Below are 21904 nucleotides of genomic sequence, written 5' to 3'. Positions count from 1 at the left end.
GCCAGCAAGGCTAACCGGTCGGCCGCCCGGTCACGACGGCCGCGACCGTCGTCCCGGGCGCGAAGGCACCTTCCTGCGCCAGCGAGAACAGGCCGTGGAGCATCTTCGCGACGTAGACGGAGTCCGGGACGAAGCCGTGCCGCGTGCCGAAGTCCGCCGCGAACGCATCCAGCTCGGGCGAGGTACGGGCGTAGCCGCCGTGGTGGAAGCGTTCGTCCAGCAGCCAGGACCCGCGCGGCCCGCCGAAGGCCGCCTCCTGGAGCCGGCGGATCTCCCCGGCCAGGAAACCGCCGCCCTTGAGGACCGGGAACCCGATGACCCGCTGCCCCGGATCCACTCCGGCCGCCAGGCCCGCCAGGGTGCCGCCCGTCCCGCAGGCCACGCCCACGACGTCCGCCCTGCCGCGCAGCTCCTCGCCGAGCGCCACGCAGCCCCGTGCGGCGAGCGCGTTGCTGCCGCCCTCGGGGACGACGTAGGCGGGCCCCAGACGGTCCAGGAGGGCCGCCAGGACCTCCGGTTCGTCCTTGCGGCGGTAGGTGCCCCGGTCGACGAAGTGCAGCCGCATGCCGTCGGCGGCGGCCCGCGCGAGGGAGGGGTTGAGCGGGCGTCCGGCCAGCTCGTCGCCGCGGACGACGCCCGTGGTGGCGATGCCGAGCAGCCGGCCCGCGGCGGCGGTGGCGCGCAAGTGGTTGGAGTAGGCGCCGCCGAAGGTCAGCAGGCGGCGGTGGCCGCCGTCGAGGGCGGCCCGCAGGTTCAGGTGGAGCTTGCGCCACTTGTTGCCCGGCAGGTCGGGGTGGATCAGGTCGTCCCGCTTGACGAGCATCCGGACGCCGCGCCCGGCCAGCCGTTCGTCGTCGCGCAGCTCGACCAGCGGGGAGGGCAGGCGGACGTCCGGGATCACCCGTCCATTGTGGCCGTCACCTGGGCGAGAGGTGGACGCGGTAGCCCTGGTGGTAGTTCAGGTCCGGCAGCGGGCGGGAGGGCCAGTCACGCGCGTACGCGGGCGGCTGCCCGCCCCGCGGGGTGAGGACGGCGACGGGCTGGGTGCGGGCCAGGCGCAGGATGCCGGCCGGGGTCAGGTTCTCGTTGTTCCCCGCGGTCTGGCCGGAGGCGCAGCGCGCCTGGTAGCCGACGGGCGTCGCCATCGGCCCGGTCACCAGGCACGGCGGGCGCACCCCCAGCCGGTTCAGTTCCGCGGCCATGCGGGCGTAGTCCTCGTTGCCGATGGTCGAGCTGCGCACCGCGCGGTGGAGCACGATCTGCTGGGTGACGAGCTGCGCGAGCACGACGGCGACCACGGCGCCGGTGACGGCCGGGCGCAGCGCCGGCCGTACCCGCGCGGGGAGCAGGAGGAGGCACTGGGCCGCGGGCAGGGCGAGCAGGGCGTACGCGGGGAGCAGGAAGCGCGGTGCGGCGTAGTCGATGAGCACCAGATAGGGCAGCGCAAGGGACAGGCCGCACACCGCCGGCAGGAACCGCGCCCCGGGGGCCTGCCCCTCACGCCGCGGCGCGAGGGCGACCCCGGCCGCCACCAGGGCGGGCAGGGCGAACCACCATACGGCGTCACCCTTGTGCTGCCAGACGGCGTCGCAGGGGCGGCACAGTGTGTGCGACGCGTCCAGGGTGCTGAGCTGGTCGGCGAACGCCAGGTGCCAGCCGAGGCCGCCCTCGATGGCGTTCGCGCGGTCCATCCGGGCCAGGATGCCGCCGTAGCTGGTGAACGCCTCGACCACCCACTGGGCGCCGCCCAGCAGCACCCCGGCCGCGATGGCCGCGAGCAGCACCGGGCGGCGCCGGCCACGCACGAAGAGCGCGGCGACGCCCAGGGGCAGGGCCAGCCAGGCGGCGTCGTGCGGGCGCAGCAGGGTCAGCGCGGCGAACGCCGCCGCCAGCCCGGCGAGCGCGCCCCGGCCGGTGTGGCCCGGCGCCGCCGCGTGCAGGTAGCAGCCCACCGCGATCAGGGCCACCAGCGCGACCCAGAGGTTGGGCATCGCCTGGGGGCCGTACAGCAGGGTCACCCACAGCCCGGTGAAGAGCAGCCCGGCCAGCGCCACCACCCGGGTGCCGAGCAGCGGCCGCCACAGCCACAGGGCCAGGAACAGGGCCGCGCCCGACAGGACCGCCAGATAGATCCGGAGCGCGAGGGTCGACGCGGTCAGCAGCGCGATCGGCGCGACGAGAACCGGCACGCCCCGGGAGCGGGGCGCGCTGAAGAACGCCGAGGGGATGTCCGGGGAGACCTGGCTGACGTAGACCGACTCGTCCCAGCCGAGGCCCATGCCGGGCGCGACGACCAGGAGGAGCTGGACCACGGTGAAGAGCGCCGCCAGGGAGGCGAGCAGATGGACCTCGGAGTGCGGGCGGCTGCGCGGCGGTGCGGCGTGGCGCGCGCGGGGCCGGGCATCCGGTGACGTCAGCTCATGCGTCGTCGCCATAGTGCGTCATGGCAACAGCCGTGACGCACGTGATCAAGGCGGCGCGCCGCTCCCCGGGGGCGGCTCGACCGGTGGGGTGAGCGCCGCCGGGCCCGTTCGCCCGGGTGGCGCCGCCGGCGGGGACGAGCAGGAGACATGGCGCCTTCGCCGGTCCGTGTGCCGGGCCGCTCCGCTCGGCCGGGCCATGAGGGGTGGCGTGCCCGTCGCAGCGAGCCTCCCTCGGCCTTGGCAGCGCTCGCGGTGCGTCTGGGCCCCGGGCCGTGGGCATCGGTGACCTCATAGGCCGGCAGCCGCGGCGGGAGCATCGCCGGGATCGGCTGGGTCTGCTCGGCGAGGCCCTTGGCGGCGAGGACGAGCTCTTGCGCAAGTTCGGCGGGCGCCCACAGTGCCCGGGGCATTGCCGCCGTCGCGGAGTCGGCTGCGGCATGCGGCTACAGCCGCGATAGGGCCGGGCGTCGTCGTCGGCGGCCGGACACGGCACGGGGGCCTGCACGCCGGAGGCACGTGTCGCCGCGAGGGGGCGTCAGCGGTCCGCGGGTACCGCTTTTGCCGCGGCGTGACCGGGCGGCCGCGTGGGGGCCCGCCACGGGCCCTCAGGCGGGCGTGGCGAGGGAGGCCAGCCGGGCGAGGGCGTCCTCGGCGTCGGCCATGACGCGTGCGACGAGTTCCGCGCAGGAGGGCAGGTCGCCGATCACGCCCGCGACCTGCCCGGCGGCCATCACCCCCAGGTCCGGGCGGCCGTCGACCATCGCGGACTTCAGCATCATCGGCGTGCTGGCGGCGAGCAGGGTCTGACTCCAGGTCAGCTTTCTGCCGTGCCGCATCGCCAGTCCGTCGCGGACCATGGCGCGCGGGCCCATCCCCGAGACGCGGCGGAAGGCCGCCGCGTGCCGCAGGGCCCGTAGCAGGGCGGCCGCCTTCCCCGAGCGCTCCAGGGCGGCCACCAGGTCGGTGCGGAGCATGCGGTGCGGCAGCCCGTCGACGCGGTCGGTGACGACGACGTCCCGCACGGACGCGGCCAGGTAGCGGGCCTTGACGGCGTCGGGCACCGGGCTGTCGGAGGTGAGCAGGAAGCGGGTGCCCATACCGACGCCCGCCGCGCCGTACGCGAGGGCGGCCGCCAGGCCGCGGCCGTCGAAGAAGCCGCCCGCCGCGATCACGGGGATGCCGACGGCGTCCACGACCTGGGGCAGCAGCACCGTGGTGGCGACGTTCCCCGTGTGGCCGCCGCCCTCGGCGCCCTGCACCATCACGGCGTCCGCGCCCCAGGCGGCGACCTTCTCGGCGTGCCGCCGCGCGCCGACGGAGGGGATGACGACCACCCCCGCGTCCTTGAGGCGGCCGATGAGCTCACGGGTGGGGGCCAGCGCGAAGGAGGCGACGCGGACGTCCTCCTCGACGATGATGCGCACCCTTTCCGCGGCGTCCCCCGCGTCCGCCCGCAGGTTGACCCCGAACGGCGCCCCCTCGGTGCGCTCCCGTACCTCCCGCACCGCCCGGCGCAGCCGCTGCGGGCTCATGGTGGCCGAGGCGAGGATACCGAGCGCGCCGGCGTTCGCCGTCGCCGACACCAGTCGGGGACCGGCGACCCAGCCCATGCCGGTCTGCACAAGGGGGTGGCGGACCCCGATGAGCCGGGTCAGCGCGGTCTCCATCAGGCCCGCACCTCCCGCTCCCGCAGCCCCTCGGGGTCGAGGACGGTACGGATCAGCCGCAGCTCCTCGGCGCCGGGCGCGCGGGTGCGCGGCGGGTGCGCGGGGACCGGCAGCGGGAAGCCGGTGGCCTCCTGGAGCGCGGCCGGGCTCACCCCGGGGTGCAGGGAGCGGACGCGCATGGTGCGTTCGGCGGTCTCGAAGTCGAAGACGCCGAGGTCGCTGACGACCCGCCGGACGTCGTGGAACCGGGTGGCGGACGGGCCGGCGGCGGCCGCCCTGTCGTGGCCGACGCCGCACACCATGTCGACGCGTTCGACGAAGACGCGGGGCGAGTGCCGAGGCACCCAGTAGCTGGTCGGGTTGTTGAGCGTGTTGACGGGCGCGCCCCGCACCCCCAGCAGTTGCCGTGCGGGACGCCGCCAGTCGCCGATGCACGAGATGTTCTGGTTGCCGTACCGGTCGAGCTGGCTCGCGCCCATCATGACGTGCCGCCGCCCGCCGGTGACCAGGGCCAGGTGCTGCCGGTAGGGCAGCCAGCCCTCCACCTCGCCCGCCGCGTCCAGGAGGAGGGCCTCACCGTCGGTGAGCAGCAGGCCGGTTGCGAAGGTCAGCCGGGCCAGCCGCGCGCCCAGGGAGGGGATCAGCCCCATGGGGGCGGCCAGCACCTCACCGTCGCCACGCCACGCCTCGGCGCAGGCGACGACGGCGTACTCGGCGCGGGTGGGGTTCACGGCCGCTCCTTCCCCGCGCCGGACACCAGGCGTTCCGCGAAGGCCGTCCAGGCGGCGGGATCGGCGGCGGCCCGGGCGTACTCCCGCTGGAAGTCCTCGTCGCGGTCGTAGTCCGGGACGCAGGAGGTGAAGTGGGCTCCGTGCGGGGCCTCGACGACCCCGGTGACGAACTGCCGCTTCACCAGGAGGGACTGGGGGCCGGCCGCCTTGAGCAGGTCTGCGGTGTCCACGACGCGTTCGCACGACACATAGGCGGCGTCCGCCGCCTCGCAGAACAGGTCGTCGAAGTACGGGTCCGGGCCGAGGTACTGGCCGTTGCCGCGGGCGTCGGCGCGGTTGAGGTGGACCAGGGCGGCGTCCAGGTGCAGCGCGGGGACGGCGACCAGCTCCTCCCCGTCGTCGTAGGGCGAGGTGACCGTCCGCAGCCAGGGGTTGACCCGCATCACGTCGGAGCCGAGCCCGGCGCGCACCGGCAGGAAGGGCAGCCGGTGGGCGGCCGCGGTCAGGCCCCACATCATCATGGCCTCGTCCAGCTCGGTGAGTTCCAGGGCGCCGCGTTGCCGGGCGGCGCGGAAGTGCGGTTCGAGCGGGATCGAGTCCAGGGTGACGAAGGCGGTGACCAGCCTGCGGATCCGGCCCGCCGCGGCCAGCAGGCCGACGTCCGGGCCCCCGAAGGAGACGACCGTCAGGTCCGTGACGCCGGACCGCAGGACGGCCGTCACCAGGGCCATCGGCTTGCGGCGGGAGCCCCAGCCGCCGATGCCGACGGTCATCCCGGAGCGGAGTTCGGCCGCCACCTCGTCCGCGGTCATGACCTTGCCGCTCATCGTCGCCCCCCGGTTCCGGACCCGGACCCGGATCCGGACCCGGAACCCGACACGAAGGCGTCGCGGTGCCGGTCCGCGACGCCACTGAGGTTGGCCTCGAAGGTGAAGCCCTGTTCGAAGCGGTAGCTGCGGCGGACGTCGACGGGGTCGATGCCGTTGATGGCGGCCTTGGCGAGGCGGAGCAGCTCGCCGTCCTTGGCCGCGATCTCGCGGGCGAGGGCGAGGGCCGCGGCGTCGAGCTCCCCGCGGGGCACGACCTGCCAGACCGAGCCGTGGCGGTGGAGTTCGGCGGCGGTGACGGTGCGGGAGGTGAAGTAGAGCGTGCGCATCAAGTGCTGGGGGACCAGCCGCGCGAGGTGGGTGGCCGCGCCCAGGGCGCCGCGGTCCAGCTCGGGCAGGCCGAAGGAGGCGTCCTCGGCGGCGACGACGGCGTCCGCGTTGCCGACCAGACCGATGCCACCGCCCAGGCAGTGCCCCTGCACGGCGGCGACGACCGGCACCTCGCACTCGTAGACGGCGGCGAAGGCCTCGTAGCAGCCGCGGTTGGCGCCGATCAGGGCCGTGTGGCCCGCGGTGTGCTGCATCTCCTTCAGGTCGACGCCCGCGTTGAAGCCGCGGCCCTTGGCGCGCAGGACGACGCAGCGGGTGCCCGGGTCGCGGCCGGCGGCGCGCAGGGCGTCCGCCAGCTCGTACCAGCCGCTTACGGGCAGGGCGTTGACCGGCGGGTGGTCGACGGTGACGGCGGCGACGCCGGGTTCGGGGTGCGCGGTGGAGACAGTCATCCGTGGATCAGCTACCTTTCCACCAAACGTTTGTTAGGGGAAAGGTACTCCGGCGTGAGCATGACTGTCGATCTGTCGGGCCGAGTCGCCGTCGTCACCGGCGGCACGCGCGGGGTCGGCGCCGGCATCGCCCGTGCGTTCGCGGAGGCCGGCGCCCGCGTCGTGGTCTGCGCCCGCCGCCCGCCGCCCGGGCCGCCGCCCGACGGAGCCGACTTCCGCGCGGTGGACCTGCGCGATCCGGGCGCCACCGCGGAGGTCCTCCGCGCGGTGGCGGAGGCGTACGGGCGCATCGACGTCCTGGTCAACAACGCGGGTGGGACGCCCTACCGGCTGCTCGGCGAGGCGGGACCCGAACGGCACGCGCGGGTCGTCGAGCTCAATCTGCTGGCGCCGCTCAACGCCTCGCTCGCCGTCCACCAGGTGATGGCCCGTCAACCGGGGGGCGGTGCGGTCGTGATGATCGGCAGCGTCAGCGGCGGTCGCCCCTCACCGGGAACGGCGGCCTACGGCGCGGCCAAGGCGGGCCTGGAGAGCCTGGCCCGCTCCATGGCCGTCGAATGGGCCCCGCTGATCCGCGTCAACACCCTGGTGCTCGGCATGGTCCGCACCGAGTCGTCGCACCTGCACTACGGGGACGAGGGCGGCGTCGCCGCCGTGGAGCGCACGGTGCCGCTCGGGCGGCTCGCGGAACCGGTGGAGGTGGGGGACGCCTGTGTCTTCCTCGCCTCCGAGCGGGCCCGTTACATCAGCGGCGCCAGCCTGCACCTGCACGGCGGCGGCGAGGCCCCGGCGTTCCTCGCCGCGGCCGGGGACGGAAGGGGAGCGGGATGGGCGGGATGACCGCGCAGGGCGGCGCCACGACGGGCATCTGCGCCGGGCGCGTGGTCGCCGTCACCGGTGCGGGACGCGGGCTGGGCCGGGCGCACGCCCTGGCGTTCGCCGCCGAGGGCGCCCGGGTCGTGGTCAATGACCTCGGCGGCGGGCCGGACGGCGCCGGGAGTTCGGCCGCGCCCGCCCACGAGGTGGCCGCCGAGATCCGCGCCCGGGGCGGTGAGGCCGTCGTGCACGACGGCGACATCGCCACCCCGCAGGGGGCGGCGTCCCTCGTCGCCACCGCACTGGAGGCGTTCGGGCGGCTGGACACCCTGGTCAACAACGCGGGCTTCCTGCGTGACCGGATGCTCGTCAACCTGGACGAGGACGACTGGAACGCCGTCCTGCGGGTCCATCTCACCGGCCACTTCCTGCCGCTGCGGCACGCGGCCGCGCACTGGCGGGCCGAGACCCGCGCGGGCCGCACCCCTGACGCGCGGATCGTCACCACCACGTCCGGTGCCGGGCTGCTGGGCAGCGTCGGGCAGGGCAACTACGCGGCCGCCAAGGCGGGCGTCGTCGGCCTGACCCTGGTGGCCGCCGCCGAACTGGCGCGGTACGGGGTACGGGTCAACGCCGTCGCCCCGGCGGCCCGGACCCGGATGACCGAGGCGGTCTTCGCCGAGGCCATGGCCGCGCCCGGGGCAGGCGCCTTCGACGCCATGGCGCCGGGGAACGTCTCGCCGCTCGTCGTCTGGCTCGGGTCGGCCGCCTCGGCCGGTGTCACGGGGCGGGTCTTCGAGGCCGAGGGCGGCCGCATCACGGTCATGGAGGGCTGGCGGCCGGGGCCCACCGCCGACCGGGGCGCCCGCTGGACGCCCGCGGAGGCGGGGGAGGCCGCCGTGAAGCTGCTCGCGGCGGCGGAGCCCCCCGGGCGGGTGTACGGGGCGCGGGCGGCGGGGGAGTGACGCGGGGGCGGTGACACGGGCCCCCGCGTCGCGGTGCGGTCGCGCCGATGCCGGGCTCGGCTTCCCGGTCGTCCGGCCGGCGGGTCAGAGCCGTTCGATGATCGTGACGTTGGCCTGGCCGCCGCCCTCGCACATCGTCTGCAGTCCGAAGCGCCCGCCGGTGCGCTCCAGTTCGTGTAGCAGGGTGGTCATCAGCTTCACGCCGGTGGCGCCGAGCGGATGGCCCAGCGCGATGGCGCCGCCGTTGACGTTGACCCGGCCGGGGTCGGCGCCGGTCTCCTTGAGCCAGGCCAGGACGACGGGGGCGAAGGCCTCGTTGATCTCGACCAGGTCGATGTCGTCGATGGTCAACCCGGTCTTCTTCAGGGCGTGCGCGGTCGCCGGGATGGGTGCGGAGAGCATGCGGATGGGGTCCTCGCCGCGCACCGACAGGTGGTGGACCCGCGCCCGAGGGGTGAGCCCGTGCTCGCGGACCGCGCGCTCGGAGGCGATGAGCATGGCGGCGGCCCCGTCCGAGACCTGGGAGGACAGGGCCGCGGTCAGCCGCCCGCCCTCCACCAGGGGTTTGAGGCCGGCCATCTTCTCCGCAGTGGTGTCGCGGCGCGGGCCCTCGTCGGCGGTCACACCGGCGCAGGGGGCGAGTTCGCGGTCGAATCGGCCCCCGTCGATGGCGGCGACCGCCCGCCGGTGGGAGCGCAGCGCGAACTCCTCCATGGCCTCACGGGTGATGCCCCACTTCGCGGCGATGAGCTCCGCGCCGTGGAACTGGCTCACCGGGGTGCTCCCGTAGCGGGCGCGCCAGCCCTCGGAGCCGGAGAACGGGCCCGCGGTCATGCCGAGCGGTTCGACGGCCCGGTGGTTGGCGTAGCCGATGGGGATGGCCGACATGTTCTGGACGCCGCCCGCCACGACGAGGTCCTGGGTGCCGGACAGCACGCCCTGGGCGGCGAAATGGACGGCCTGCTGGGAGGAGCCGCACTGGCGGTCGACGGTCACGCCGGGGACCTCCTCGGGCAGCCCGGCCGCCAGCCAGCTGGTGCGGGCGATGTCGCCCGCCTGCGGGCCGACCTGGTCGAGGCAGCCGAAGACGACGTCCTCGACCGCGGCCGGGTCGACCCCGCAGCGTTCCACCAGCGCCTTCAGCACATGGGCGCCGAGGTCGGCGGGGTGGACCGCGGACAGCCCGCCGCCGCGCCGGCCGACCGGGGTGCGGACCGCTTCGACGATGTAGGCCTCGGCCATGACTGCTCCTCCGTGGGGACCGGGTGGTGGACCGGGTGCGGCTGCGTCATTCCCTGACGGTGACGCCGTCCAGCACCATGGACAGGTACTGCCGGGCGATCTCCTCGGGGCTGTGCTGCCCGCCCGGCCGGTACCAGGACGCCGCGACCCAGACGGTGTCGCGGATGAAGCGGTAGGCCAGCCGCAGGTCGAGGTCGGCGCGGAACACCCCGTTGGCGGCGCCGCGTTCCAGCGTCCCGAGCCAGAGCCGTTCGAACCTGCGCTGCGAATCGCCGAGATAGGCGAAGCGGGGCTGGGAGGACGCCAGCTGCCGGGCCTCCCGCTGGTAGATCGCGACGGCGTCCAGGTGCCGGTCGATCTCCCGGAAGGACTCGGTGACCAGGGCCTCGACGGTCTCCCGTGGGCCGAGGCCGGCGGCGAGCACGTCCTCGTACCCGGCCCACAGCTCGTCCAGGAAGGCCGAGAGGATCTCGTCCAGCATCGACTCCTTGGAGTCGAAGTGGTAGTAGAGGCTGCCCGCGAGCATCCCCGCCTCGTCGGCGATCCGCCGGACGGTGGTGGCGTCGTAGCCCTGGGCGGCGAACACCCTGGCGGCGATGGCGAGGAGTTCGGCGCGGCGCCCGTCGGAGGGGGCCGTGGCCCCCGCGGGGCTCTTCGCGGTCCTCGGCGTGGTCTTCGGAGTGGTCTTCGGCACGGGGATCATTCTCGCTTCACGCGTGCTGGCTGCTCACCGGGACGACCTCCCCGGTCATGTACGAGGAGTAGCCGGAGGCGAGGAAGACGATCACGTTGGCGACCTCCCAGGGTTCCGCGGGGCGGCCGAAGGCCTCGCGCGCGGTCAGTTCCGCCAGCAGGCCGGCGGTGGTGACCTTCACCAGGTGCGGGTGCATGGCGAGGCTGGGAGAGACGGCGTTGACCCGCACCCCGTACGCCGCCGCCTCCACCGCCGCGCAGCGGGTGAGCGCCATGACCCCGGCCTTGGCCGCGGCGTAGTGCGCCTGCCCGGCCTGGGCGCGCCATGCGGCGACGGAGGCGTTGTTGACGATGACGCCGCCGGCACCGGAGGCCTTCATACGGCGCAGTGCGGCGCGGGTGCAGCGGAAGGTGCCGGTCAAGGTGACGTCGAGGACCTCCGCCCACTGCCCGTCGGTCATCTCGGTCAGTTCGGCGGTGCCGCCGAGGCCAGCGTTGTTGACCACGACGTCCAGCCGCCCGTGCCGGCGCTCCGCGAGGTCGAGCAGCGCCGCGACCTGGGTCTCGTCCGTGACGTCGCAGGGGAGCGCGGCGACCCGGTCCGGCCCGAACTCGTCCGCCAGGGCGGCCGCGCACTCCTTCAGCCGCCGCTGGTGGACGTCGCCGATCACCACCCGGGCGCCCTCCTCCAGGAGGCGCCGGGCCGTCGCGCCGCCGATGCCGGTGCCCGCCGCCGCGGTGACGACCGCGGTGCGGTCCGCCAGCAGCGCGTGGCCCGGGTGGTACGGGGGTGGTGGAGTCACGCCGTCGACGTTAATCTACCAAACACTTGTTAGGGAAGGGGGAGCGGGTGGATCTCGACTTCACCGCGGAGGAACGGTCCTTCCGGCACCAGGCCCGGGACTGGCTCGCCGCGCACGTCCCCGCCGTCCCGCTGCCCTCCCTGGAGACGGCCGAGGGCTTCGCCGCCCACCGCGCCTGGGAGCGCCGGCTGGCCGCCGACCGCTGGTCGGTCGTCTCCTGGCCTGCCGCCTACGGGGGGCGGGACGCCACGCTCCTCCAGTGGCTGGTCTTCGAGGAGGAGTACCACGCCGCCGGGGCGCCCGGCCGGGTCGGCCAGAACGGGATCAGCCTGCTCGGCCCGACCCTCCTGGAGCACGGCACCCAGGAGCAGCGCGACCGCGTCCTGCCGCCCATGGCGCGCGGCGAGGTGATCTGGGCGCAGGCCTGGTCCGAGCCGGAGGCGGGTTCCGACCTGGCGTCGCTGCGCTCCACGGCCACCCGCACCGAGGGCGGCTGGCTGCTGCGCGGCCAGAAGACCTGGTCCTCCCGCGCCGCCTTCGCCGACCGCGCGTTCGGGCTGTTCCGCAGCCACCCCGGGGCGCCGCGGCCGCACCAGGGACTGACCTACCTGATGTTCGGGCTCGACGCGCCCGGGGTGACCGTGCGGCCGCTCGCCCGCCTCGACGGGAAGCCGGCCTTCGCCGAACTCTTCCTGGACGACGTCTTCGTGCCCGACGCCGACGTGGTCGGCGCCCCCGGCGACGGCTGGCGGGTCGCCATGAGCACGGCGGCCGACGAGCGCGGCCTCACCCTGCGCAGCCCCGGCCGCTTCACGGCGGCCGCCCGCCGCCTGGCGGCCCTGTGGCACTCCTGCGGCGAGGACGCGGACCCGGCCGCCGCCGACCGTGTCGCGGACGCGCTGATCGGCGCCCGTGCGTACCAGCTGGCCGCCTACGCGGGCGCCGCCCGCGCCGCCGAGGGCGGCGCACCGGAGGCAGGCGCGTCCAGCCTCACCAAGGTCTTCTGGTCCGAGCTGGACATCGCCCTGCACGAGACCGCGCTGGACCTCCTGGGGCCGCCGGGGGAAGCGGCCGGGGGCCCCTGGGCCGAGGGCTGGGTGTTCGCGCTCGCGGGGCCCGTCTACGCCGGTACGAACGAGATCCAGCGCGACATCGTCGCCGAGCGGTTGCTCGGGCTGCCGAGGGGGCGTCGCGGATGAGGTTCCCGCCGGGCGCCCGGGGCGTGGGGGAGTACGGTCCGGCCTGCTGCTGCCGGGTGCTTGGCGCCGGCCGTGCCGGGGCGTACGGCGCTGGTGGCTCGCGTCGTCCTGCGTGTGCGGGTGCGAGCGGGATGCAGCGCGACATCGTCGCCGAGCGGTTGCCCGGGCTGCCGAGGGAGCGTCGCCGATGAGGTTCCTGCCGACCGTGGAGCAGGCGGACTTCGCCCACGCCCTGGACCGCATGCTCGGCGCCGCCGGGACGCCGGAGGCGGCGCGTGCCTGGGCCGCGGGGGAGCACGCACCGGGGCGGCGGCTGTGGGCCCGGCTGGCCGATGCCGGTCTCTTCGCGCTCGCCGTGCCGGAGGCGTACGACGGCTACGGCCCGCGCTCCGTCGAGCTCGCCCTCGCCTTCGTCGAGCTGGGGCGGCACGCCGTACCGGGCCCGGTCGTCGAGACGGTGGCCGCCGCCGCGCTCCTGGACGCGCTGCCCGACCCGGGGCCGGCCAAGGAGTGGCTGCCCCGCGTCGCCGCGGGACGGGCCGTGCTGGGCCTCGCCGCGCCGGAGGGCGGCCACGCCCTCGACGCCGACGCCGCCGACGCCGTCCTGGTCGTGAGCGGCGACCGGCTGCTCCTGGCCCGCCACCACGGCCCGGTCCTGGCCTCCCTCGACCCCGTCCGGCGTCTGGCCGTCCCGCAGGAGGGCACCGCGGCGGTGCTGGCCGCCGGGCCCGCCGTCGCGGCCGCGGCCGCCCGGGCCGCCGACCGGGCGGCGCTCGTCACGGCGGCCCAGGCGCTCGGCGTCGGGCTCGCGCTGCTGGTCCGTACGGTCGACCATGTGCGGCGGCGCCACCAGTTCGGGGTGCCGGTCGGCTCCTTCCAGGCCGTCAAGCACCGGCTGGCCGACACCCTGATCGCCCTGGAGTTCGCCCGGCCCCTGCTGCACGGCGCTGCCGTGACCGGGACCGGCGCCGACGTCGCCGCCGCGAAGGTGGCCTGCGGCGAGGCCGCGTACCGGGCCGCGCGGACCGCGCTGCAACTGCACGGCGCCCTCGGTTACACGGCCGAGTACGACCTGTCCCTGTGGCTCACCAAGGCCCGCGCGCTGCGCTCCGCCTGGGGTACGCCGGCCCGGTGCCGGGCCCGTGTGCTGGCGCAGACGTCCGGCTGAGCCCCGGGGCGTTCACCGCGTCGAGGCGTCGACCGCGCCCGTCAGCCGGGCGCCCGCGTCCAGGGCGCGGTCCGCCCAGGCGGGCAGCGGCTGCTCCGCCCAGATCACCTTGCCCTCGGGGGTGTAGCGGGTGCCCCAGCGTTCGGCGACCTGCGCGACCAGGAACAGCCCGCGGCCGCCCTCGTCGGTGGTGGCGGCGTAGCGCAGGTGCGGCGAGGTGCTGCTGCCGTCGGACACCTCGCAGGTCAGCGTGCGGTCCAGCAGCAGCCGGACCCTGATGGGCGCGGAACCGTAGCGGATCGCGTTGGTGATCAGTTCGCTGAGCACCAGTTCCATGCCGAACGCCAGCTCCGACAGGCCCCACTCGTCCAGCTTCTCCGCGACGGCGGCCCGCATCCCGGACACGGCCGCGGGATCGAGGGGCACGTCCCACTCGGCGACGTGATCGGCGGGGGTGCACCGGGTGCGGGCGATGAGCAGCGCCACGTCGTCCTTGGGACGGCCCGGCAGCAGCGCCTCCAGCACGGCCTGGCAGCTCTCCTCGGGCGGCCGGTCCGGGTGGGCGGCCAGGGCCTGCTTCAGCATCTCCATGCCGACGTCGAGGTCCCGCCTGCGGTCCTCGATCAGCCCGTCGGTGTACAGGACCAGCTGGGTGCCCTCCGCCAGCTCCAGCTCCGCCGTCTGGAACGGCATGCCGCCCAGGCCCAGCGGCGGCCCGGCGGGCAGGTCGGGGAACTCCACGCCGCCGTCGGGGCGGACCAGGGCGGGCGGGTGGTGCCCGGCCCGCGCCATCACGCAGCGCCGTGAGACGGGGTCGTAGATCGCGTACAGGCAGGTGGCACCCATGACGCCGGCCCCGACGCCGGTGCCGGACTCGTCCTGGTCGATGCGGCCGACCAGGTCGTCCAGGTGCCCGAGGAGCTCGTCGGGCGGCAGGTCGAGGGTGGAGAAGTTGTGCACCGCGGTGCGCAGCCGCCCCATCGTGGCGGCGGCGTGCAGGCCGTGGCCGACGACGTCGCCGACGACGAGCGCCACCCGGTTGCCCGGGAGCGGGATCACGTCGAACCAGTCGCCGCTGACGCCGGACTGCGCGGGCAGGTAGCGGTGGGCCACGTCCAGGGCGCTCTGCTCGGGCAGCGCGCGCGGCAGCAGGCTGCGCTGCAGGGTGACGGCCAAGGCGTGCTCGCGGGTGTAGCGGCGCGCGTTGTCGATGTTGATCGCGGCGCGGGCGACGAGCTCCTCGGCGAGCGAGAGGTCCTCCTCGTCGAACGGCTCCGGCTTCTCCGAACGCCAGAAGTTGGCGATGCCCAGCACCACGCCGCGGGCCTTGAGCGGGGCTGCGATCAGCGAGTGGATGCCGTACCCCACGACCCGGTCCGTGCGCTCGGGGTCCTGCGCGAGCCAGCCTGCGTCCGCGGAGAGGTCGGCGACGATCTCCGCGCGGCCGCTGCCGAAGCCGCGCGCCTGCGGGGTGGAGGGCAGGAAGTCGATCAGCCTGCCGAGCGGGTAGAGCGGGGCGTCGGAGCGGATGCCGTTGACGGCCGTGCGGCGCATGTCGGAGCCGGCGGTGCCGCTGGGCTCCTCGCCGCGCAGCACCGGGTCGGCCAGGTCGACGGTGACGAAGTCGGCGAAGCGCGGCACGGTGACCTGCGCCAGCTCCTCGGCGGTGCGCACCACGTCGAGGGTCGTGCCGACGCCCAGGCCCGCGTCGTAGAGCAGCTTGAGGCGTTGCCTGGCGTCCTCGGCACGGCCGGACAGCGCCTGCAGCTCCGTGGAGTCGCGCAGGGTCACGATCGTGCCCTTGGGGCCGCCGTGGCCGTCGGTGGGACGCTGGTTGACCGCCAGCAGGCGGTCGCCGGCCGGCAGCACTTCGTCGGTGGCCACCCGCTGGGAGGTCAGCAGCTCGACCGTGCCCGGGTCGAGCCCGTGCAGGTCGGTGATCCGCCGGCCCTCGGCGTCGGGGGCGAGGTCGAGCAGGCGCTTGGCCTCGTCGTTGGCGAGCAGCAGCCGACCGTCCTCGTCGACGATGAGCACGCCCTCCCGCACGGAGTGCAGCACGGTGTCGTGGTGCTCGTACATGCGGGTCATCTCGGCCGCGTCCAGGCGGTGGGTCTGCCGGCGCAGCCGTCTGGCGACCAGGGCGGTGCCGCCCATGGCCAGGGCGAGCGCGGCCGCGCCGGCGCCGAGGATGATCGGCAGCTGCTTGGCGACCACGCCGGTCACGTTCTTCACCTTCATGCCGGCCGACACCAGTGCCACGACCTGGCCGTGCGGGTCGTCGACGGGGTCGAAGACGGGCACGACCGCCTGGACCTCGTGGCCGAGCGGGCCCTGCACGCTCTCGGTGTAGACCCTGCCCTGCAGGGACGGCCCGATGGTGCCGACGAACTGCTGGCCGATCCGGCCGGGGATGGGGTGCGTGTAGCGGATCCCCTTGGTGTCCATCACCACGATGAAGTCGACCCCGGCCTCCTTGCGGGCCAGTTCGGTGATGGGCTGGAGGGTCTTGGAGGGGTCCGGTTCCTTCAGCACGTCCACCAGGCCGGGGGAGCGGGCGAAGGTGCTCGCCGCCGCGATCGAACGGTTCACGGCCTCGCGCTCGCTGTCGTGCCGGGACTGCACGACGAGCGCGAACACGCCGCCCGCCACGAGCAGCACGACGATCGCCACCTGCAGGATGAAGACCTGTCCGGCGACGCTCCGCGGGCTCTTCTCGGTCAGTGACCGCATTGTGACGCCCCGAATCGGTCGAAAACGTCGACCATGCCGACATTTCTAACACTGCCCGGTTTGAGGTTGCCATAGGCCACAAGGTCCCCGGACCGGGTGCCGGGCCTGCGCGCGGGGCGTACGGCGCGGCGCGGGGCCCGGTGTCGGGTGGCCGGCGAGGAGCCGGGCGACCGCCGTCAGAAGTGCAGCTCGGCCGGGAAACCGGTCCAGCGCAGTTCCTCCGGGAGGTGCCGCATGTCGTTGAGGAGCAGCACCGAGTTCGGCCGGCCGGGGGTGTAGCGGATCACCGTCAGGGCGGCGTTGGCGTGGTTGAGGCTGAGCCAGCGCCAGCGGGGCGCGTCCAGCGCCGCCGAGACCAGCCAGCCGATCAGGAAGTTGTGGGTCACGACCAGCTCGTGCGCCGCCTTGCCCGCCGCCATCGGCCCGGCGAAGCGGGTCAGCGCCCCGGCGGCCCAGTGCGGTCCCCAGGCGCGCTCCTCGGCGGAGAAGTGGTCGAGGAAGCGGGAGAGGTAGTACGCGCTGTCCGGCGGCAGCTCGGACTCCGCGGGGAAGTACGGCGGGTAGTCCCCCGCGAGCTCGCTGGGCGTCACGGGCACCCCGTTCCCCAGCCGCTCGCCGATCAGCGCCGCGGACTGCGCTGCCCCGGGCAGCGGACCGTGGTGGACGGCGGAGACCGGGGAGCCCCCCAGCCGCTCGCCGAGGAGTCCGGCCTGCCGGAAGCCGTTCTCCGTCAGGCCGCTCCCGTCCGGCAGCGCCTCTGCGTGCCGGGTGAGGTAGAGGTAGCGGCTCGCCGTTCCGGTCATGCCCTGTCCCTCTCGGGTGTCGACGACGTCGGGTGTCCCGCGTGCGGGCCGCGGTTCCCGCCGCGCGGCGGGCGGCGCACCGCAGGATGATCCCATGAGCGGGACGTATGTCCACCCGCCCGGCACCCCTCGGTGAGGGCGCGCGGGAGTCCGCGGGTGACTGCGGGGGCGCGCGCCGTCCCCCTGGCCCGCCCGTCACCCGGGCCCCGCGCAGGGGCCGTCGGCGTCCGGATGCGGCACGCGCCCGCGGCCGTACGATGAAATCCACGCCGTCGGCGAGACCGCGGGAGGCCGCGATGGACAGGACGAGGGCGACCGGCCGGCACTACGGGCTGTACGGGCTCGTCGCCGCGGCCGCGGTGGTGGTCGCGGTGGGGCTCGGTGTGCCGATCGGTGCGATCTTCATCCTCGCCGTGGCCCTGATGTGCCCGCTGATGATGCTCGTCATGCTGCACGCCCTGCGCGGGTCCGAGGCGCACCGCCACCCGGTCGTGGAGGCCATCGACGGCACCGCCGGCCGCCGCCGCGGCCCGGGACCCGGCGCCCGGCCGCCTACCCCTTAGCCGCCAGGCTCGCCCGGGCGGCGCGCTCGACCAGCAGGGCGCGCTCGCGCTCGTTGCGCGTCAGGGAGGCGGCGCGCAGGAACTCCTCGCGGGCCTCGGCGTACCGGCCGAGCCGCTCCAGCAGGTCACCGCGGACGCTCGGCAGCAGGTGGTAGCCGCGCAGCGACGGCTCGTCGGTGAGCCCGTCCACGAGCGCGAGCCCCTCCTGCGGTCCGTACGCCATGGTGACCGCGACCGCCCGGTTGAGTTCCACCACCGGGGACGGCGCGCGCTGTGCCAGGGCCGCGTAGAGCTCGGCGATCCGCCGCCAGTCCGTGTCCGGCGCGTGCAGGGCGCGGGCGTGGCAGGCGGCGATGGCGGCCTGCAGCGCGTACGGGCCCGGCGGGCCGCCCGCCGCCTCTGCGCGCGCCAGTGCGGCGAAGCCGCGCCGGATCAGCAGCTGGTCCCAGCGCCGCCGGTCCTGGTCGGCCAGCAGGACGGGCTGCCCGTCCGGGCCGGTGCGGGCGGCAGAACGGGAGGCCTGGATCTCCAGCAGCGCGGCCAGGCCGTGGGCCTCGGGCTCCTTGGGCATCAGCCCCGCCAGCACCCTGGCGAGGCGCAGCGCGTCCTCGCACAGCGCCGGGCGCATCCAGTCGTCGCCCGCGGTCGCCGAGTAGCCCTCGTTGAAGACCAGGTAGATGACCTCCAGGACGGAGGAGAGCCGTTCGACCCGGTCGGGCCCGTGCGGCTGCTCGAAGGGCACGTCCGCCTTCGCCAGCGTCCGTTTCGCCCGCACGATGCGCTGGGCGACGGTCGCCTCGGGGACGAGGTAGGCGCGCGCGATCTCGGCGGTGGTCAGACCACCGAGCAGCCGCAGGGTGAGCGCCACGCGGGCCTCGGTGGACAGCACCGGGTGGCAGGCGGTGAAGACCAGCCGCAGCAGGTCGTCCTCGATGTCGCCGTCGGCGGCCGCCTCGGCGGCCGCCTCGGCGGCCGCGAAGTCGGGCTCGTACGCCTGGCCGCCCTCCAGGGTGTGGCCGAGTTCCCGGAGCTTGCGCGCGAAGACCTCCTTGCGGCGGACGAGGTCGATCGCCCGGTGCTTCGCCGTGGTCGTCAGCCAGGCACCGGGGTTGTCCGGGACGCCGGCGCCCGGCCACTGTTCGAGGGCGGCGACCAGGGCGTCCTGCGCGAGCTCCTCGGCGACGCCGATGTCGCGCACGATCCGCGCGACACCGGCGATCACCCGGGCCGACTCGATCCGCCACACCGCCTCGATCGCGCGGCGGGCGTCATCGGTACCTGGAGCCGAAGCCGTCACAGCCACCCATCAGAGCAGCCGCTCCGGGCGAGGGCAACCGGCGGCGCTCCGGGCGCCTCAGGAGAGCTCGGGGGCCTCCTCGACCTGCCGCAGCTCGCAGGTGATCTCCCAGGCGTCGCCGTGGACCTGCAGGAAGCGCTTGGTCCACTCCACGGCCTCCTCCTTCGACTTCGCCTGGACGATCGCGTAGCCGCCGATGAACTCCTTGGACTCGGTGAAGGGCCCGTCGACGACGGACAGCTTCCCGTGGTCCCAGTGCAGCCGGGTCCCCTCGGAGGTCGGCCGCAGACCGGCCGTGTCCAGCAGCACGCCGGCCTTGGACATCTCCTCGATGAGCTTGCCCATCTCCTCCATCAGCCGCTCGTCGGGGCCGCCCTCGGGGACGTTGTCCTCGTTGATCCGGATCAGGGACATGAAACGCATCGCGTTCTCCTTCTTCAGGTACGGGTTCCTCAGGCACGGGTGGGGATCCTCCCCGCTCCTGCCTACGCGTCGAACGGGCGGCGCGCGGCTCGACACGTCGGAGGAAGTTTTTCCCGCGGACGTGCTCCGGGGCCGTTCCGGGCCCCGCTCACTCGGACCGGTGACATCCGGCGCCACGGCTTGGACCGGGACGAACCGGTCCGTGATGCTGGGCCACGAGCGGCAGCGCCGCGCCCCGGACCGGATGCCGCGCCGGGCGCGCGGCGACACGAAGGACGAGTGGATGACCCAGATCTTCTTCGCCGCCACCCCTTACGCGGCGGCGACCGTCACGGCGGCCATCCGGGCGGGGTTGTTCGGACCCCGTGGGGGCCGCCGCCGTCTCCTCGTGGTGAGCGACGTCTCGGCCGTCCCCGAGCTCGCCACGCCCCTCGACCGCACGCCGGGCTTCGCGGCGCTGCGGCCCGAGTTCGACGCCGTGCGCTCCTGGAACGCCGCCATCGCCCCGCACCACCCGGCCGACTGGTCGCCCCGCGAGGAGGACCTCACCCTGTGGGAGCGGGCACTGCGGCTCGCCTGGGAGCTGGGCGAGGGACCCGTGGAGATCGTCTGTGAGGCGCCGCACTCGCCGCCCGCCCGCTCGGTCGCCGAGATCTTCGCCGAGAGCCCGGTCCACGTGTACGCCGCCGGCCTGAAGGGCTACGGACCCACCGCCGACCGGCTGCCGGCCGGCCTCGGTTGCCGTATCGCGCGGCTGCTCCACGTCGACCTGCTGCCGGGGCTGCGCCCGCTGCTGCTCGCCGAGCACGCGGTGGAGCCCGTGGCCGTCCCCGAGGACGTGCTGCTGAGCACGCTCCAGGGCATGGCCGCCCTCGTCCCGCCGGTTCCCGAGCGGCACACCGCACTCCTGCTCGGCGAGCACCTGAGCGCGAGCGGCCTCGTCGACGGGCGGGAGGAGGCCGGGCTCCACGTGCGCATGCTCTGCGGAGCGGTCGCGGCCGGTCACACCTCGTTGGTCTACGCCCCCGATCCCGGCGCGCCCGAGGACCTGACGTCCTCGCTCGGCAGGGCCGCCGCCGGGCTCGGCGTGGAACTGGCGGTCCTGGAGGGGCCCGTCGCCGCCGAGGCCCTGCTCGCGCGGTTCCGCCCCGCGCTGGTCGTCGGTTGTTCCTCGACCGCCCTGTTCACCGCCGCGGCCCTGCACGGCATCCCCGCCGCACGCGTCGGCACCGGGCCGCTGCTGGACCGGGTCGCCCCGTACGAGAGCGAGGACCGCATCCCGCTCACCCTCGTCGACGCCGCCCTCCCGGACCTGGAGCGGGACGCCGCCCTCGTCGGCCGCCCGCCGGCCCTCACCGCGGAGGTGGTGGAGGGGACCCTCGCCCCGCTGTTGCGGACCGTGGGCTACTGCATGCAGGCCCGTCTCCACCCCGGGCTGCGCCCGGAGGCCGAGGAGTGGCTCCGCCGTCATCTGCCGCGCCACCCCCAGTACTTCAAGCGGCGCCGCCTCACCAGTCTGCGCCTGCCCGGGGGCAGCCCGGTCCGCGCCGAGGCCCTCCGCCGTCACCGCGCCGTGCGCCGGGTGGTGCGCGCCGTGCGGGGCGTACGTGCCGTGCGCCGCGGGCGGGCGCTGCGGGTGTGACGGGCCGACGGCCGTCTCACAGGGGCGCGGGAACGCGCGGCAGGGAGCGGGCGCCGGCGGTCAGCACCTCCAGGCAGGCGATGTAGAGATATGCCGGGCCGGTGAGTTCCACGGCGTTCCTGGAGTGGATCCACAGGGCCGGGTGCCGGGCCGGCCTGCGCGGGTCGGCGGCGGCCAGCCACCCGCCGAGGGCGAGGAAGCGCAGCCCGAGCGGGGACCAGACGTCCTCGGCGCGCGGCGGCACCAGGAAGTACAGGAAGCCGCAGCGCCGGTCCCACATGACGGGTCCCACGGGCGCGGCGCTGTCCTGCAGTCGTGCCAGGACCTCGTGGCCCGGTCGTTCGGGGATCCTGACGGCGTCCCACCGGTGGCCGGCCGGCAGCAGCGTCACCCGGTTCCTGGCGCGGGCCCACTCGTCCAGGCGGCGCCGTGGGTCACCGGCTCCTCGGGCGAGCCATGCCGCGAGGGCGGGCCCGCAGAATTCGTCGCACATACCACTCCCGGATTCTGCTGCGAGTGATCGGCGCACGGACACCGTCCGGCCGGGGGAGCCGACGAAGCATGCATATATCTGCTGTCGGCATGTGCGGAGAGCAATGCCCATGACGTTGAATCACTTGATCGGATGGGGCAAAAGCGGCCAGTTTTGGGCAACCGGGTTTCGGGGGCGTTGATCACCCCTAGATTCCGTCCGACGTCACCGGCGCCGGGCGTGACGCACCGCGTCCCGGAGCGTTGAAGGTACGGGTTTCGGAGGAGGGAGGGCAGTTTTGGCGACGCCGGATGAAACCGCCCGGGGAAGCGCAGAATCACGGTCGGGATTCCGGGGTGCGGACCGCCTTCGCAGGGGAGCCCGGTGGGGCGGTCGGGCGGAAGCGGGTCCGCACCGCGTTGTCCATGGCCATCGGACGAGTTGTCTGATGACATTGGACGCTAGCCCCTGGCGCGCCCCGCGGCAAGCATTTCGCGGCAGTTCGGTCCGGCCGGCGTGGCACACCGGGGTGAAGGTGCAGGTGAGGGGGTGTGGGTCCGGGTCGGGTGGGTGGGGCCGCTGTAGACTCGATCTCACTCGTACGGGTCAACCGACGTGCTAGCAGGAAGAATCCATCCCGTGGTGAACGCACTGCAGG

At 75.0% G+C, this 21904-nt stretch carries 20 protein-coding genes; 6 read left to right on the top strand and 14 right to left on the bottom strand.

Annotation, left to right across the window (positions count from 1 at the left end; all coding sequences use genetic code 11):
* Positions 1 to 10: 10 nt before the first annotated feature.
* The 6 genes from ABZ312_RS40005 to ABZ312_RS39980 all read right to left on the bottom strand — a co-directional run bounded on the left by ABZ312_RS40005 (position 11) and on the right by ABZ312_RS39980 (position 6430).
* Entirely contained in the window at positions 11 to 901 is an 891-nt protein-coding gene (locus ABZ312_RS40005) for a 1-aminocyclopropane-1-carboxylate deaminase/D-cysteine desulfhydrase (protein ID WP_500331115.1), read from the bottom strand.
* A 16-nt stretch (positions 902 to 917) separates the two neighbouring features.
* Entirely contained in the window at positions 918 to 2435 is a 1518-nt protein-coding gene (locus ABZ312_RS40000) for a hypothetical protein (protein ID WP_500439839.1), read from the bottom strand.
* Positions 2436 to 3028: 593 nt separating this feature from the next.
* Positions 3029 to 4090, bottom strand: a complete 1062-nt coding sequence (locus tag ABZ312_RS39995) for an NAD(P)H-dependent flavin oxidoreductase (protein ID WP_500331118.1) — start codon at positions 4088 to 4090, stop codon at positions 3029 to 3031.
* On the bottom strand, positions 4090 to 4821 hold the full coding sequence (locus tag ABZ312_RS39990) for a CoA-transferase subunit beta (RefSeq protein ID WP_500359479.1): 732 nt from the start codon (positions 4819 to 4821) through the stop codon (positions 4090 to 4092). The genes ABZ312_RS39995 and ABZ312_RS39990 overlap by 1 nt, the downstream gene beginning before the upstream one ends.
* Positions 4818 to 5648, bottom strand: coding sequence for a CoA transferase subunit A (locus ABZ312_RS39985; RefSeq protein WP_500439838.1), 831 nt, complete (start codon positions 5646 to 5648; stop codon positions 4818 to 4820). The genes ABZ312_RS39990 and ABZ312_RS39985 overlap by 4 nt, the downstream gene beginning before the upstream one ends.
* The gene (locus ABZ312_RS39980; RefSeq protein WP_500439837.1) at positions 5645 to 6430 is read right to left on the bottom strand and encodes an enoyl-CoA hydratase family protein; all 786 of its coding nucleotides are present in this window, start codon (positions 6428 to 6430) and stop codon (positions 5645 to 5647) included. Before ABZ312_RS39980 ends, ABZ312_RS39985 begins: the two co-directional genes overlap by 4 nt.
* 54 nt (positions 6431 to 6484) lie before the next feature.
* On the opposite strand from ABZ312_RS39980, the gene ABZ312_RS39975 reads away from it, so the two are divergent.
* Entirely contained in the window at positions 6485 to 7270 is a 786-nt protein-coding gene (locus ABZ312_RS39975; RefSeq protein ID WP_500439836.1) for an SDR family oxidoreductase, read from the top strand.
* On the top strand, positions 7267 to 8211 hold the full coding sequence (locus ABZ312_RS39970; protein ID WP_500439842.1) for an SDR family oxidoreductase: 945 nt from the start codon (positions 7267 to 7269) through the stop codon (positions 8209 to 8211). Before ABZ312_RS39975 ends, ABZ312_RS39970 begins: the two co-directional genes overlap by 4 nt.
* An 84-nt stretch (positions 8212 to 8295) precedes the next feature.
* On the opposite strand, the gene ABZ312_RS39965 is transcribed toward ABZ312_RS39970, so the two are convergent.
* From ABZ312_RS39965 to ABZ312_RS39955, 3 genes are read right to left on the bottom strand one after another with little or no spacing between them, the layout of a single operon-like run.
* Positions 8296 to 9453: an acetyl-CoA C-acetyltransferase gene (locus ABZ312_RS39965; protein WP_500439835.1), complete on the bottom strand. Its 1158-nt coding sequence runs from the start codon at positions 9451 to 9453 to the stop codon at positions 8296 to 8298.
* A gap of 46 nt (positions 9454 to 9499) precedes the next feature.
* The gene (locus ABZ312_RS39960) at positions 9500 to 10147 is read right to left on the bottom strand and encodes a TetR/AcrR family transcriptional regulator (protein WP_500331129.1); all 648 of its coding nucleotides are present in this window, start codon (positions 10145 to 10147) and stop codon (positions 9500 to 9502) included.
* Between the two features lie 16 nt (positions 10148 to 10163).
* Positions 10164 to 10949 (bottom strand): SDR family oxidoreductase, encoded by a 786-nt coding sequence (locus ABZ312_RS39955; protein WP_500331130.1) that lies wholly within the window; start codon positions 10947 to 10949, stop codon positions 10164 to 10166.
* 47 nt (positions 10950 to 10996) lie between these two features.
* Here ABZ312_RS39955 and ABZ312_RS39950 point away from each other — a divergent pair, with 47 nt between their 5' ends.
* Entirely contained in the window at positions 10997 to 12148 is a 1152-nt protein-coding gene (locus ABZ312_RS39950; RefSeq protein WP_500439834.1) for an acyl-CoA dehydrogenase family protein, read from the top strand.
* 187 nt (positions 12149 to 12335) lie between these two features.
* Positions 12336 to 13316: an acyl-CoA dehydrogenase family protein gene (locus ABZ312_RS39945; protein ID WP_500331133.1), complete on the top strand. Its 981-nt coding sequence runs from the start codon at positions 12336 to 12338 to the stop codon at positions 13314 to 13316.
* A gap of 12 nt (positions 13317 to 13328) precedes the next feature.
* Here the strand turns inward: ABZ312_RS39945 and ABZ312_RS39940 are convergent, their stop codons facing one another.
* Together ABZ312_RS39940 and ABZ312_RS39935 are read right to left on the bottom strand one after the other, a co-directional pair.
* Positions 13329 to 16046, bottom strand: a complete 2718-nt coding sequence (locus ABZ312_RS39940; RefSeq protein WP_500331135.1) for a SpoIIE family protein phosphatase — start codon at positions 16044 to 16046, stop codon at positions 13329 to 13331.
* A 176-nt stretch (positions 16047 to 16222) separates the two neighbouring features.
* Positions 16223 to 16849, bottom strand: coding sequence for a histidine phosphatase family protein (locus ABZ312_RS39935; RefSeq protein WP_500331137.1), 627 nt, complete (start codon positions 16847 to 16849; stop codon positions 16223 to 16225).
* A gap of 296 nt (positions 16850 to 17145) precedes the next feature.
* Between ABZ312_RS39935 and ABZ312_RS39930 the strand changes: the two genes are divergently transcribed.
* On the top strand, positions 17146 to 17412 hold the full coding sequence (locus ABZ312_RS39930; RefSeq protein ID WP_500331138.1) for a hypothetical protein: 267 nt from the start codon (positions 17146 to 17148) through the stop codon (positions 17410 to 17412).
* Here ABZ312_RS39930 and ABZ312_RS39925 read toward each other — a convergent pair.
* Both ABZ312_RS39925 and ABZ312_RS39920 read right to left on the bottom strand, forming a co-directional pair.
* On the bottom strand, positions 17402 to 18715 hold the full coding sequence (locus ABZ312_RS39925; RefSeq protein WP_500439833.1) for an RNA polymerase sigma factor: 1314 nt from the start codon (positions 18713 to 18715) through the stop codon (positions 17402 to 17404). The two genes, ABZ312_RS39930 and ABZ312_RS39925, sit on opposite strands and share 11 nt — an antisense overlap.
* Positions 18716 to 18766: 51 nt before the next feature.
* Positions 18767 to 19132: a YciI family protein gene (locus ABZ312_RS39920; protein ID WP_499513898.1), complete on the bottom strand. Its 366-nt coding sequence runs from the start codon at positions 19130 to 19132 to the stop codon at positions 18767 to 18769.
* Between the two features lie 283 nt (positions 19133 to 19415).
* On the opposite strand from ABZ312_RS39920, the gene ABZ312_RS39915 reads away from it, so the two are divergent.
* Entirely contained in the window at positions 19416 to 20774 is a 1359-nt protein-coding gene (locus ABZ312_RS39915; protein ID WP_500439841.1) for a polysialyltransferase family glycosyltransferase, read from the top strand.
* 16 nt (positions 20775 to 20790) lie between these two features.
* On the opposite strand, the gene ABZ312_RS39910 is transcribed toward ABZ312_RS39915, so the two are convergent.
* Complete coding sequence (locus tag ABZ312_RS39910; RefSeq protein WP_500331142.1) at positions 20791 to 21267, bottom strand: hypothetical protein; 477 nt, start codon at positions 21265 to 21267, stop codon at positions 20791 to 20793.
* Positions 21268 to 21904: the final 637 nt, after the last annotated feature.

This window comes from Streptomyces sp. NPDC006207, assembly GCF_040613835.1.
Classification (GTDB): domain Bacteria; phylum Actinomycetota; class Actinomycetes; order Streptomycetales; family Streptomycetaceae; genus Actinacidiphila.
The sequence above is the reverse complement of the archived record's forward strand: the minus strand, read 5'-3'. Positions and strand labels throughout refer to the sequence as shown.

Bases quoted from the DNA above. Each gene is read 5' to 3' on its own strand.
- ABZ312_RS39920 (WP_499513898.1), bottom strand. From the start codon at position 19,132: ATGCGTTTCATGTCCCTGATCCGGATCAACGAGGACAACGTCCCCGAG.
- ABZ312_RS39970 (WP_500439842.1), top strand. From the start codon at position 7,267: ATGACCGCGCAGGGCGGCGCCACGACGGGCATCTGCGCCGGGCGCGTG.
- ABZ312_RS39930 (WP_500331138.1), top strand. From the start codon at position 17,146: ATGGACAGGACGAGGGCGACCGGCCGGCACTACGGGCTGTACGGGCTC.
- ABZ312_RS39995 (WP_500331118.1), bottom strand. From the start codon at position 4,090: ATGGAGACCGCGCTGACCCGGCTCATCGGGGTCCGCCACCCCCTTGTG.
- ABZ312_RS39935 (WP_500331137.1), bottom strand. From the start codon at position 16,849: ATGACCGGAACGGCGAGCCGCTACCTCTACCTCACCCGGCACGCAGAG.
- ABZ312_RS39945 (WP_500331133.1), top strand. From the start codon at position 12,336: ATGAGGTTCCTGCCGACCGTGGAGCAGGCGGACTTCGCCCACGCCCTG.
- ABZ312_RS39980 (WP_500439837.1), bottom strand. From the start codon at position 6,430: ATGACTGTCTCCACCGCGCACCCCGAACCCGGCGTCGCCGCCGTCACC.
- ABZ312_RS39910 (WP_500331142.1), bottom strand. From the start codon at position 21,267: ATGTGCGACGAATTCTGCGGGCCCGCCCTCGCGGCATGGCTCGCCCGA.
- ABZ312_RS39940 (WP_500331135.1), bottom strand. From the start codon at position 16,046: ATGCGGTCACTGACCGAGAAGAGCCCGCGGAGCGTCGCCGGACAGGTC.
- ABZ312_RS39965 (WP_500439835.1), bottom strand. From the start codon at position 9,453: ATGGCCGAGGCCTACATCGTCGAAGCGGTCCGCACCCCGGTCGGCCGG.
- ABZ312_RS40000 (WP_500439839.1), bottom strand. From the start codon at position 2,435: ATGGCGACGACGCATGAGCTGACGTCACCGGATGCCCGGCCCCGCGCG.
- ABZ312_RS39985 (WP_500439838.1), bottom strand. From the start codon at position 5,648: ATGAGCGGCAAGGTCATGACCGCGGACGAGGTGGCGGCCGAACTCCGC.
- ABZ312_RS39915 (WP_500439841.1), top strand. From the start codon at position 19,416: ATGACCCAGATCTTCTTCGCCGCCACCCCTTACGCGGCGGCGACCGTC.